The organism is Desulfomonilaceae bacterium (assembly GCA_041662605.1).
In the GTDB taxonomy this organism is placed as follows: domain Bacteria; phylum Desulfobacterota; class Desulfomonilia; order Desulfomonilales; family Desulfomonilaceae; genus CAJBEZ01.
Genome location: JBAZSD010000004.1, coordinates 27454 through 39143 on the forward strand (window position 1 = coordinate 27454; position 11690 = coordinate 39143).

Genomic DNA, 11690 nt, shown 5'->3' on the forward strand with positions numbered 1-11690 from the left:
GATTGATATGAAATTGGCGCAAAAGAAGGCCGCTTTGCTTGTGGAAGATATGTATAATGAATTCGAGGTGTGGATCCCTTATTACCGACTCAAAGAAGAAGGAGCGGTAGTTACAGTTGTGGGATCCGGAACCGCCTCAACTTACTTCGGGAAATACGGCATTCCCATCTCAGCCGACAGATCCGCCGTGGAAGTTACATCGGACGATTTTGACGTGGTGATAATTCCAGGAGGATACGCGCCTGACAAGATGAGGATTCATCCCGAGATGGTGAAACTGGTCAAGGACGCGGTAAAAAGAGGCAAGGTAGTAGCCTCGATTTGTCATGGTGGCTGGATGCTCGCAAGCGCAAATGTCGTAAGGGGTCGCAGGATGACATCTTACGTGGCTATCAAGGATGATCTGATTAACGCCGGCGCCCTCTGGGAGGATTCCGAAGTGGTCAGGGACGGCATGCTGATCACTTCTCGAAAACCAGATGATCTACCGGCCTTTTGTAGAGCAATTATTTCAGCGTTGAACGAATGATTCTTTAAATGGCGGAAACATCCAATAGACTCTACTGAGGATAGTCATGGGAAAATCTACTTTCTCATACAAGGCTGTTCTTCCCGAAGGGGTTAGTCCTGTTCAAATAGTGGTTGACTCAGACTCCGGCCTTATCGAATCAGTGATTCCGGCTTCAACCCCAGTGGACGAGTCGCTCCTTCTGTTTCCCGGCTTTTTTGACATCCATGTGCATGCCAGGGAATTCCCCAAGCCACCTTTAAATGACGCAGAGACCTTGAAAAAATGGGATACAGTCTGTAGCAAGGAAGTTTTTTCATCGGCGGGAAGAGCGGCTATCAACGGAGGCGCCATTGGTTTCGCCGCCATGCCTAATGACCCGATTCCCCCTGATAACATTGACGCATACCAAAAGAAGGCGTTATTATCCAGCCAATCAGAGTGTCCCACAATTATCTTCGCGTCAATAACAGAGAGGTCCGAGCCTTGGGATGAGCTTCCCTACAAGGTCTATTTGGATATTGCCCAAAACCGGTCGACTTTTTCAGATTGGGGTGTTCTCGAAGATTCACTGAGGCGTTACAAAGGACGTCGGGTGTTTTTTCATGCTGAAGATCCGGGTATTTTGAGAGAGTACGTTGGATTGCCGGATTACTGGAAACGTAGACCGCCCGAGGCGGAAATTATGGCGGTAGACAAAATTCTGAATTTGACCGCCAAGATCGGTCTTGTTTCCCACATTTGCCATGTTTCCACGGCCCGGACTGTTCAGCTCATTAATGAATTTAACGCTACAGCGTCCACCAAAGTCAGTTGCGAAGTGACTCCGCATCATCTTTTTTTTAGCGTTGATGAAAAGGGATACATGGCCGAAGGACAACGGGTTTATATTAAAGATTATCTGTTGAATTCCAACCCGCCCATCAGATCAGAAGACGACAGGCAATTCATGGTGGAGGCCCTCAGAACTGGAACAATCCATGTTTTAGCTTCTGATCACGCCCCTCATTTGTTAGAGGAAAAGATCCAGGGAGCCGCTGGAATGCCTCACCTCGACACACTTGGACCATTTGCGGGATGGCTTATCAAGAATTGTAAATTTTCGCCGGCTCGTATAGCTCAAGTTGTTTCAGAAGCGCCGACCCAAATCATGGCTCCAAATTTGCCTATAAGACAGGGGATAATTAAAGAAGGTTGCTCCGGGTCTTTCACCGTGCTGGATATGAGTAAGGAAACAAACATTGGAACCACAAATGGAAAGCCTGGAAACAGAAAGCTTTTTACTCGTTGTGGATGGTCTCCATTCGAGAAAATCTCTCTGCCGGCCTATGTCCGACTGACGGTTATCAACGGCGCCTCTTTCGATTACAGCAAAGGAATTTAGCAATATGAACTTTGAAGGTCGTGACATCATTTCAATGAATGATCTGACCCGTAAGGAAATTGATTATATTCTGTCCAAGGTTTCTACTGTTCAGAAGCATCCCAATAAGACGTCGTTATGTCGAGACAAGGTTTCCGCGATGCTTTTTTTTGAGCCTTCAACAAGAACCCGGACATCTTTTGAAGTGGCCATGCGTAATCTAGGAGGTAAAATCGGCGGGTTTTACGACGCGAATATAACATCTACGGTTAAGGATGAATCTCTGTGGGACACTGTCAAGATGCATGACGGCTATGGTTTCGACGTGATCGTCATCCGGCATCCGCTAAAAGGGGCAGCTAGGGTAGCGGCCGAAGCGGCCGATATTCCTGTAATTAACGCGGGCGACGGTCCCAACCAGCATCCCACTCAAACGTTATTGGATTTGTATTCAATTCAAGAAACGCAGGGAGGCCTTGATGGCATTTCCATAGCCATAGTGGGAGATTTAATGAACGGACGCACGGTTCATTCCCTGACGGAAGCGCTCTTAAAATATGAGAAATGCAGGCTTTTCTTCATTTCTCCTAGAGACCTGGCCATGCCGCGATCTATTATCGACAAATGCGCCAAGGCGCAGGCGGAACGGGGCTTTTCATTTGTGGAGAGTCGCAGGATAGAGGACCATATCACGGAGGTTGATGTCCTTTACATGACCAGGATCCAGATGGAAAGGCTTCAGGAGAGAGCTTTAGCCGAAAAATTCAGGAGCATTTACAGGTTGGAAGCCGGCATGTTGACCGACGTCAAGCCGAACATGAAAGTAATGCACCCCTTGCCACGAGTCACTGAGATAGCCCAGGATGTCGATGAAACTCCGTACGCTTATTATTTTCAACAGGCCAAGAACGGTTTACTAGTTCGAGAAACCTTACTCGCCCTCATCCTTGGAGCCGTAGCATAATGGACAGACCCGTAACAATAGCGAAAATTGATTCAGGAATAGTCATTGACCATATTCCAGCAGGCAAGGCTTTTCTCATTTCCCAGGTTCTGGGACTTAACGCTCTTGCCCGAAAAACAGGTGATATTATAGCGATAGGGATAAATTTCGAGTCCCAATCTCTTAACAAGAAAGACATCATTAAAGTCGAAAATCTCAGCCTGACCCGCAATATGCTCAACGTTGTGTCTTTGATAGCGCCTCTAGCGACCATCACCAGGATAGAAAACAGCAAGGTAATTGAAAAACACAAAGTTGAGATCCCTGACAGAATAGGCGACGTCGTAATATGTCCGGACCGCTTCTGCATAACCAACCATGAACAGGTGCTGTGCAAATTCTCAATTGTCGGCAAGAGCCCATTGACGCTCAGGTGTCATTACTGTGAAACCGAATTCTTTGGACCGTTGATTAGATACAAAGAGAAATCATAGTCGTCCATTCTTTCGAGGCTTCTCCCCGCAAAAAAAAAACGGCCCATGTTTTGGGCCGCCTTTTTTCGTTTCAATTGAAACGTTACGAATATTAGTACATGCCACCCGGAGGCATACCACCGCCAGGCATAGCGGGAGCTTCTTTATCCTTTGGCTTCTCTGCTATCATGACCTCTGTGGTAAGCATCAGGCTGGCTACTGAAGCTGCATTCTGCAGAGCGAGTCTAGTAACTTTGGCCGGATCGATAACACCGTTCTCAAGGAGATCTTCGTAAACCTCTTTGTAAGCGTTAAAACCGAACGCGCCTTTTTGGTTCTTGACCTTGTCTACAACTATGGAACCATCATGCCCGGCGTTAACAGCTATCTGACGAATGGGCTCTTCAAGGGCTCTGAGAACAATTTTGGCTCCTGTGGCTTCGTCACCCTGGAGCTTGAGATCGGCGATGGATTCCAGACAACGCAGATACGCCACACCACCACCGGGGACGATGCCCTCTTCCACGGCCGCGCGAGTCGCGTTCAGAGCGTCTTCGACTCTGGCTTTCTTTTCTTTCATCTCGGTTTCAGTCGCCGCTCCAACATTGATTACGGCTACGCCACCAACCAACTTGGCCAAACGCTCCTGAAGTTTTTCACGGTCATAATCCGAAGTGGTTTCGTCGATCTGGGTACGAATCTGTCGAACGCGGCCCTCAATCTTCTCTTTGGCGCCGGCGCCGTCAATTATAGTACTGTTGTCCTTGTCAATGGTGACTCTCTTGCAACGACCCATATCATTGAGATTGACATTTTCTAACTTCAGACCGAGGTCTTCAGAAATCACCTGACCACCGGTAAGAATCGCTATATCTTCGAGCATGGCTTTTCTTCGGTCACCGAAGCCGGGCGCCTTTACCGCGCAAGCGGTGAGTGTGCCACGCAGCTTGTTAACGACCAAAGTCGCCAGAGCTTCTCCTTCAACATCCTCAGCCAAGATAAGCAATGGACGGCCCATTTTGGCTACCTGCTCCAGCAACGGGAGCATGTCGCGCATATTTGAGATCTTCTTCTCATTGATAAGTATATAAGGCTCGTCGAGCACTACTTCCATTCTCTCAGGATCGGTTACAAAGTAAGGGGACAGATAACCGCGATCAAACTGCATACCTTCGACGACATCCAGTGAGGTCTCCATCGCCTTGGCTTCCTCGACCGTGATAACTCCCTCTTTTCCAACCTTTTCCATGGCTTCGGCAATGATGTTACCGATTGTGGGATCGTTGTTAGCCGAAATTGTCCCAACCTGGGCTATTTCTTTTTTGTCCTTGGTGGGCTTGGACAATTTTTTCAGATTTGTCACAACAGCTTCAACAGCAGCGTCCATGCCCCGTTTCAGGTCCATGGGAGAAGCGCCGGCGGCAACCATCTTGATGCCTTCACGGTACATCGCCTGAGCCAATACCGTTGCTGTAGTGGTTCCGTCACCAGCGACATCCGAAGTCTTGGAAGCGACTTCTTTCAGCATCTGGGCGCCCAGATTCTCAAATCTGTCTTCCAGTTCGATTTCTTTGGCTACTGTGACACCATCTTTTGTAACGTTAGGGGAACCCCATGATTTTTCAAGAATGGCGTTTCGCCCCCTTGGGCCAAGTGTGGATTTTACTGCGTCAGCCAAGATATTGACACCCTTGAGAATCTTGTCCCTCGCCTGTTGTTCGAAAAGAATTATTTTTGCGGCCATATAATTTCTCCTTAAATTTTTTTCAGCTTATGGCATTAGTGGTTTTGGATTTTAGCGGACACTTAATCAACGATGCCGAGAATGTCGTCTTCACGCATAATTAGGTATTCAACGCCTTCGACCTTGATTTCGGAACCTGAATACTTGCCAAACAGCACTGTATCGCCTGCTTTGAGTTCCAGGGGAATGATTTTACCGTCATCGCCCTTTTTACCCTTGCCTACTGCGATGATTTTGCCCTGCTGTGGTTTCTCTTTGGCGGTGTCAGGCAGAATTATGCCACCTTTGGTAACTTCCTCAGATTCCACCCTCTCAACGAGGACTCGATCATAAAGAGGACGAAATTTCATAGTATAACCTCCGAAGCCTTAAGATATAGTAAGAGAGCTAGACGCTTGTTAGCACTCACTATATATGAGTGCCAATAGTTGTCCGGTTTGTCAACCCCCAACGCCAGAACAAAAAATGGAAAAACTGAATGAAAACTGAATTTGTTTGTCCGAAATGCGGTTCCACCACGCTGGTTTACAGGAATCCCTTACCTACGGTGGATATCATAATCAGGATCCAGGGCGGATTCATTCTAATCAAGAGAAAAAATCCACCCTTCGGTTGGGCTTTGCCCGGAGGATTTGTAGATTACGGAGAATCGGTTGAAAACGCAGCAGTGCGGGAAGCCAAAGAGGAAACATCACTCGACATTACGGATCTGAAACTGTTGGGGGTGTACTCCGCTCCTGAAAGAGACCCAAGGCGCCACACTATCTCAACGGTGTTTACGGCGCGAGGCCACGGCGCCCCTGAAGCAGGGGACGACGCAATTCAAATCCAGGTTTTTAACAAGGATATTCTTCCAAAAGAATTGGCTTTTGATCACTTGAAAATCTTGCAGGATTTTTTCAGTTCCGGTTATTAACCTGTTCCATTTCTCCATCATGCGGATTTATGGCCAAGCGCTTTATCCCACAGGAAAGTTGCAAGATTCGATCTAACTGTCTAGTATCTTCTGTAATGTATTATCAGGAGACTACTCATGATCGGCGTATCAAAACTATACTGCGGCGCGGTCGAGGCGTCGGACCCCCTGCGGTACGGACGGATGTCCAAAGACTTACCATCGCATCTACTCCAATTCTCCAAGGACAAGAAGCCCGTTGTGGTTTGGAACGTAACCCAGAGATGCAATCTCAAATGTGTTCATTGCTATTCCCGCTCGGAAGACAAGAGCTATAAAAACGAACTTACTACAGACGAGGGGATTAATCTTCTCAATGATCTGGCTGAGTTTGGATCTCCGGTGATATTGTTCTCAGGTGGGGAACCTCTTATCAGACCTGACATACTTTCATTGATAAAACACGCCACGGCCTCTGGGATGAGGGCGGTTCTGTCGACAAACGGCACGTTGATAGACACGACGATGGCGTCGAAACTCAAAGATATGGGCTTGTCGTATGTGGGCATCAGCCTGGACGGACTGGACCAGGTTCATGACGCGTTCAGAGGGGTTCCCGGAACATACGTCCGGGTTCTCAAAGCCATACAAAATTGCCGGACGGCCGGTTTGAAGGTGGGGCTGCGTTTCACAATCAATAAGCGTAACTTCAAGGAGATAGCCGGGATATTTGATCTGGTGGAACAAGAGCGGATACCACGAATATGCTTTTATCATCTCGTCTATACCGGTCGTGGAGCTGATCTCATCAACGAAGATCTTGATCATGATCAAACCAGATCGGTGGTCGATCTTATTGTAGACCGAACCGCAGCCTTGCATGATAAGGGGATGAATGTCGAAGTACTGACCGTGGATAATCACGCCGACGGACCCTATATTTATCTGAGGCTATTGCAAGAGGATCCTGAAAGAGCCAAACAGGTTCTAGATCTGCTCCTCATGAACGAAGGCAATAATTCCGGACGGGGCATAGGTTGTGTTTCGTGGGACGGTTCTGTCCACGCTGATCAATTCTGGCGCCATCAAAGCTTCGGAAATATTCGGACCCGGCCATTTAGTCAGATATGGACTGATCCAAACGATGAGTTGCTCCGGAAATTAAAGGTAAAAAAGGATTTCGTTAAGGGCCGTTGCGCATCTTGTCAGTGGTTGAGTATCTGTGGCGGAAATTTCAGAGTGCGCGCTGAAGCGGTGACCGGGGACATTTGGGCTTCAGATCCAGCTTGCTATCTTACAGACCAGGAAATCGGGCTGAGTTAGAGTTCCATTTGCGATGGTTTTTTAATCGGACGCTCTGCTAGCGTTGAAATGCGGCATGTCGCTCGAAAGGTTTGCCCTATATGTTATATGGTGGCCATGTCCGAAACCTGGACGACATTGAGTTCCTCAGAGATTATCATTTTGATTTCGGTGAGGTTATTCTTGATGGTCCTGATTCGCGAGTCTACTGGGGTGACATGTATGCCCCCCGTGTCAACGGCCGAGAGTTTCATCTTATCGCTCATGGACCTCGTGAAGGCGACCCAAATAGCCTCGACAATTTGTTGAAAAATTATTGTCCTTCTCTCGAAGCTACGATAGATACGACCGTCAGGATAGGGGCCAATTTTTTGACGGCGCATTTGTGGATGGATCCCAGGTTTGTGTCTGCGAAGCTATTGCAGGAGAAAAAAAGCGCTTTCGAACGTCTTTTTGCCTACGCACACGAAAGAAAGGTGATCCTCAGCCTCGAAAATCTTTCAGAATCTGCGGCTGATATCGAGTTTACCTTGTCGAATATCCCACGCGGTTCCATAACGCTGGATATCGGTCATGGTCAGTTGCTGACGACAACCAATAGAGCTTTCGATATAATTGAGCGGCTGGCTTCAAAAGTGCGCCATGTCCACATTCATGACAACTCCGGCGGAAATGGGGTAAAAGATGACCTGCATTTACCGGTCGGAGATGGTATTATAGATTTCGAGGGTATTATAAGATCTCTCTTGTCGTCAGGATACGACAATACGATGACCCTGGAACTCAAGCCTCATGAACTCGATGTTTCCAGAAAAAAGTTGAATCAAATTGTCGATTATGTCCGGGCCGATTTAGTGGCCTAAATTTCTCTAGTTCGCCTCGCGCCCAAACTTGCCCCAGGGAGAGGATCACATGAAATCGGATAAGAGCTTCAAAGAGATGACTATTAGCAGCATAGCCTCAGATTCGAGGAACATGCAACCAGTGGTGGTCCTTCGGGAAAAAAGCGGGGACAGAGAGTTGTACATCTGGATAGGCCCCGTTGAAGCTATGGCTCTTCAAAGGGCCATTGCCAAGGAAGTCTTCCAAAGACCATTGACACATGAATTAATGCGAAACGTCATTGAAAAGACAGGGGCGCACATTGAGCATATTGAAATAGATGATCTCAAAGATCACACATATTACGCGACAATTTACTTGAAAACAGCGGACTCAAAGTTGGTAACAATAGACGCCAGGCCATCGGATTCTCTCGTATTGGCTACTTGGGCCGGAGTTCCAATTTTTGTTAATGAAGTCGTAATCGAGGGCATGACTAGCATCGAGCAACTAGAAGACAACAAGACTAAAATGGTCCTTACTCAGGAAGATGTCGAAAAAACCGACGAAGAACTCACTAAGATATTGGAAAGAATGAATCCGGACGACATTGGAAACGCCTAACCGATGCTCCCTTAACTTGCAGATTCCTCAGCAAGTTCTTTCTATCCTTGCTTTTAGCAAACTGGCCAATGTATCAGATCATTCATGGTCGGCCCTTCAGGACCAAATTATGAGGCGTGGAAATAATTTAATGTCGGGGCCATACCCAAGATTTTCAAATCATGTCAATAGCTGAATCCAAAAAATTCGACAATGCGTCTTCGACAAATGGCGCAGGGCCATTCAGACTGTTGAAGTATTTTATCATCTCCGGTTTTGCGGCCATCAGCATTGTCACCCTTCTGCTGGGAGCATTCCTGTATACTAGAAGTGTCGACACTCTGTTAAAAGGAGCTGAAAATTACGCTCGTCTTTTGGCTGAAAACCTTAATTACAATATATTCGTAGGATTCTACGCCCCGCTCAAAGCTCGCGGCATGGCCATGGACCTGAGGAAATGGGACCAATTCGGGGCATTGGATTCCTTGATCAAGGATTTCACCTACGGCCTCAAAATTGATCGAATCAAAATTATCGACAAAGACCGCAAGATTGTCTACAGCACTGATTATGACCTTATAGGAAAATATGAACAGCAAAACCAGGCGGTAGATGAAGCCCTTCAAAACGGAAAGGATCAGACCAAAATACGCCAGGGTGAGAGGACATCCAACAATTGGTATGGCGTATGGCTGGCCGACACATATTATCCCCTCCGGGAAGGAACAGGAAATTACTGGATGCTGGGCGCCATTTACGGGGTGATTCAGATAACCCAGGACGTTTCTGATCAGTACGTAAATGTTCAACGCTACATCATAGTCATACTACTTGTAGCCAGCGGTCTCATGGCGTTCCTGTTCGTCGCCTTGACACTTATTGTGCGTCGTGGAGAGCGCATTCTTATAGAAAGGGCTGATCAGCAGAAGCGCCTGGAGGAAAAACTTCAGCAATCCGAAAAACTTGCGTCTATTGGACAAATGGTTGCGACCATAGCCCACGAAATCCGGAACCCTCTTGGAATAATAAGGTCTTCAGCGGAAGTTCTTGCCAAAAAGACCAACCCCGATGTCTCGAAAATCAAAAAATTCGCGGGCATCATCCTGGAAGAGGCTACTCGTCTCAGTTTAATTCTGACTGATTTTCTGGATTTCGCGCGGCCTAAACTCCCAGCGTCCAATCCGGTAGACGTGAAAGACGTTGTGGCCCGAGTCAGGAACATTCTCGAGCATGAAATAGTCTCGCGCAAGATATCATGGACGGAATCTTCCGACGAATCCGAATATGACTCTTTAATCCTTGGTGACGCCGATCAACTCTATCAAGCCTTTTTGAACGTAGCGATGAACGCTTTTGAGTCTATGGATGAAAATGGACGTTTCGAAATTTTTGTTCAACCCCAGGAATCTTCTATTAAAATAACTTTTGCCGACGACGGGCAAGGGATCAAGAAAGAAAACCTGAACAAAATATTCACGCCTTTTTTTACTACAAACCAGATGGGAACCGGTTTGGGGCTGGCTGTAGTTCACAACATCATCACCGCGCATAATGGCGAGATATCCGTTTACAGTGAAGAAGGTCACGGCGCAACATTCAGCATTATCCTACCCCGAAAAATCCCGTCTCGAGAGTAGGTTCATACAAACGAGGTCGACTTATGGCTACTGTGCTTGTTGTGGACGACGAAAAAAATTATCTTTATGTCCTTGAGGACTTGCTCACGGATGAGGGATACAGTGTATTGACAGCTTCCTCAGGATCCGAAGCGCTGGAAATAATAAAGGATCAACAGGTAGACGCAATATTGTCGGACATCAAAATGCCTGGAATCAACGGGATTGAACTCTTAGAGAGAGTTATGGCGCACGACCCTGGACTACCCGTCATTCTGATGACCGCTTTCGCCGAGGTTGATCAGGCTGTTTCCGCCATGAAAAAGGGAGCGATAGATCATATCCAAAAACCATTTGATAATGACGATATCAAACTCGCCGTAACCAGAGCCGTTCAAAGAAGAAGCATGAACCCAAATCCTACACGAGCAGGAGTGGAATCCGATCCGGTTTGGGATTCGATTATCGGCGTATCAGAGGCCATGGATCGCGTTTTTCAGATAGTGAAAAGAGTCGCAGACACGTCAGCTACAGTATTGATCTCCGGTCAGTCTGGAACAGGCAAGGAGGTTGTAGCCAAGGCCCTTCATAAAGCTTCTTCCCGTTCGTCTCAGGCTTTTGTTTCGATTAACTGCGCGGCCATACCGGAGACTCTTCTTGAATCTGAATTGTTCGGCTATGAAAAGGGCGCGTTCACCGGGGCAGTTTCAAACAAACTTGGTAAATTTGAAGTGGCCGACGGCGGAGTCCTTTTTCTTGACGAGATAGGAGAAATGTCACTCAATCTGCAGGTCAAGTTGCTGCGCGTGCTTCAGGAGCAAGAATTCCAACGGGTCGGCGGAAACAAGGACATCAGGGTGGACATCAGGCTGATTGCCGCCACCAACAAGGATCTACAGCAACAGGTTGACGCCGGCCTCTTCAGGTCCGATCTGTTTTTTCGACTCAATGTTGTGCATGTCCCCATGCCGGCATTGAAGGATCGAAGTGGAGATATACCGCTGTTGGCTTCCCATTTTCTGAAAAAATCCTGTGAGCGTTTTGGGAAAAATATTACCGAAATTCAAGGGGATGTATTACGACTCCTGTGTTCATATTCCTGGCCCGGAAATGTCAGGGAATTGGAAAATGCGATAGAATACGCTATTCTAATGTCAAGGGGTCATTCTATCATGATGGATGACCTTCCAAACCAGATCAAGTCATTTGCGAATTCAACTCCAACGCATTTAGTCGGAGTCGACGCAAGCGGCGGTCTTATGGACGCACTTGACGCGATCGAGGAAAAAATGATCAGGGATGCCTTGAGGAAAGCTGGAAATATTCAGGCGCAAGCGGCTAAGATGTTGGGTATATCGAGAAGCAATCTTCAATATAAGATGAAAAAGTATGGGCTTCTGTCTTGATCTGGCTTATCTACA

At 47.2% G+C, this 11690-nt stretch carries 12 protein-coding genes; 10 read left to right on the forward strand and 2 right to left on the reverse strand.

What is annotated here, in order from left to right:
• Positions 1-7 precede the first annotated feature (7 nt).
• The 4 genes from WC647_04475 to WC647_04490 are packed head-to-tail and all read left to right on the forward strand — an operon-like array spanning position 8 to position 3308.
• Positions 8-529 carry a type 1 glutamine amidotransferase domain-containing protein gene (locus WC647_04475; GenBank protein MFA6221547.1) on the forward strand — a complete coding sequence of 174 codons (522 nt, stop codon included), beginning with the start codon at positions 8-10 and terminating at the stop codon, positions 527-529.
• A gap of 46 nt (positions 530-575) precedes the next feature.
• Positions 576-1892 carry a hypothetical protein gene (locus WC647_04480; GenBank protein MFA6221548.1) on the forward strand — a complete coding sequence of 439 codons (1317 nt, stop codon included), beginning with the start codon at positions 576-578 and terminating at the stop codon, positions 1890-1892.
• Positions 1893-1896: 4 nt separating this feature from the next.
• The gene (gene pyrB / locus WC647_04485; GenBank protein ID MFA6221549.1) at positions 1897-2835 is read left to right on the forward strand and encodes an aspartate carbamoyltransferase; all 939 of its coding nucleotides are present in this window, start codon (positions 1897-1899) and stop codon (positions 2833-2835) included.
• A complete protein-coding gene (locus WC647_04490) occupies positions 2835-3308 on the forward strand; it encodes an aspartate carbamoyltransferase regulatory subunit (protein MFA6221550.1) in 474 nt (157 codons plus the stop codon). Before pyrB ends, WC647_04490 begins: the two co-directional genes overlap by 1 nt.
• A gap of 91 nt (positions 3309-3399) precedes the next feature.
• On the opposite strand, the gene groL is transcribed toward WC647_04490, so the two are convergent.
• Together groL and groES are read right to left on the reverse strand one after the other, a co-directional pair.
• Entirely contained in the window at positions 3400-5031 is a 1632-nt protein-coding gene (groL, locus tag WC647_04495) for a chaperonin GroEL (GenBank protein ID MFA6221551.1), read from the reverse strand.
• 62 nt (positions 5032-5093) lie between these two features.
• The gene (gene groES, locus WC647_04500) at positions 5094-5381 is read right to left on the reverse strand and encodes a co-chaperone GroES (GenBank protein MFA6221552.1); all 288 of its coding nucleotides are present in this window, start codon (positions 5379-5381) and stop codon (positions 5094-5096) included.
• A 128-nt stretch (positions 5382-5509) separates the two neighbouring features.
• On the opposite strand from groES, the gene WC647_04505 reads away from it, so the two are divergent.
• From WC647_04505 to WC647_04530, 6 genes are all read left to right on the forward strand, one after another.
• Entirely contained in the window at positions 5510-5947 is a 438-nt protein-coding gene (locus tag WC647_04505) for an NUDIX hydrolase (protein MFA6221553.1), read from the forward strand.
• Between the two features lie 117 nt (positions 5948-6064).
• Positions 6065-7249: a 12,18-didecarboxysiroheme deacetylase gene (gene ahbC, locus WC647_04510; protein MFA6221554.1), complete on the forward strand. Its 1185-nt coding sequence runs from the start codon at positions 6065-6067 to the stop codon at positions 7247-7249.
• 80 nt (positions 7250-7329) lie between these two features.
• Positions 7330-8091: a TIM barrel protein gene (locus WC647_04515; GenBank protein MFA6221555.1), complete on the forward strand. Its 762-nt coding sequence runs from the start codon at positions 7330-7332 to the stop codon at positions 8089-8091.
• Positions 8092-8140: 49 nt separating this feature from the next.
• On the forward strand, positions 8141-8674 hold the full coding sequence (locus tag WC647_04520) for a bifunctional nuclease family protein (GenBank protein MFA6221556.1): 534 nt from the start codon (positions 8141-8143) through the stop codon (positions 8672-8674).
• Positions 8675-8835: 161 nt separating this feature from the next.
• Positions 8836-10290 carry an ATP-binding protein gene (locus WC647_04525; protein ID MFA6221557.1) on the forward strand — a complete coding sequence of 485 codons (1455 nt, stop codon included), beginning with the start codon at positions 8836-8838 and terminating at the stop codon, positions 10288-10290.
• A 23-nt stretch (positions 10291-10313) separates the two neighbouring features.
• Positions 10314-11675 carry a sigma-54 dependent transcriptional regulator gene (locus WC647_04530; GenBank protein MFA6221558.1) on the forward strand — a complete coding sequence of 454 codons (1362 nt, stop codon included), beginning with the start codon at positions 10314-10316 and terminating at the stop codon, positions 11673-11675.
• Positions 11676-11690 lie beyond the last annotated feature (15 nt).

What these genes read in the sequence shown, in the direction of transcription:
- WC647_04525 (MFA6221557.1), top strand. Translation starts at nt 8,836, where the DNA reads ATGTCAATAGCTGAATCCAAAAAATTCGACAATGCGTCTTCGACAAAT.
- WC647_04480 (MFA6221548.1), top strand. Translation starts at nt 576, where the DNA reads ATGGGAAAATCTACTTTCTCATACAAGGCTGTTCTTCCCGAAGGGGTT.
- WC647_04515 (MFA6221555.1), top strand. Translation starts at nt 7,330, where the DNA reads ATGTTATATGGTGGCCATGTCCGAAACCTGGACGACATTGAGTTCCTC.
- pyrB (MFA6221549.1), top strand. Translation starts at nt 1,897, where the DNA reads ATGAACTTTGAAGGTCGTGACATCATTTCAATGAATGATCTGACCCGT.
- groL (MFA6221551.1), bottom strand. Translation starts at nt 5,031, where the DNA reads ATGGCCGCAAAAATAATTCTTTTCGAACAACAGGCGAGGGACAAGATT.
- groES (MFA6221552.1), bottom strand. Translation starts at nt 5,381, where the DNA reads ATGAAATTTCGTCCTCTTTATGATCGAGTCCTCGTTGAGAGGGTGGAA.
- WC647_04490 (MFA6221550.1), top strand. Translation starts at nt 2,835, where the DNA reads ATGGACAGACCCGTAACAATAGCGAAAATTGATTCAGGAATAGTCATT.
- WC647_04530 (MFA6221558.1), top strand. Translation starts at nt 10,314, where the DNA reads ATGGCTACTGTGCTTGTTGTGGACGACGAAAAAAATTATCTTTATGTC.
- WC647_04475 (MFA6221547.1), top strand. Translation starts at nt 8, where the DNA reads ATGAAATTGGCGCAAAAGAAGGCCGCTTTGCTTGTGGAAGATATGTAT.
- WC647_04520 (MFA6221556.1), top strand. Translation starts at nt 8,141, where the DNA reads ATGAAATCGGATAAGAGCTTCAAAGAGATGACTATTAGCAGCATAGCC.
- ahbC (MFA6221554.1), top strand. Translation starts at nt 6,065, where the DNA reads ATGATCGGCGTATCAAAACTATACTGCGGCGCGGTCGAGGCGTCGGAC.
- WC647_04505 (MFA6221553.1), top strand. Translation starts at nt 5,510, where the DNA reads ATGAAAACTGAATTTGTTTGTCCGAAATGCGGTTCCACCACGCTGGTT.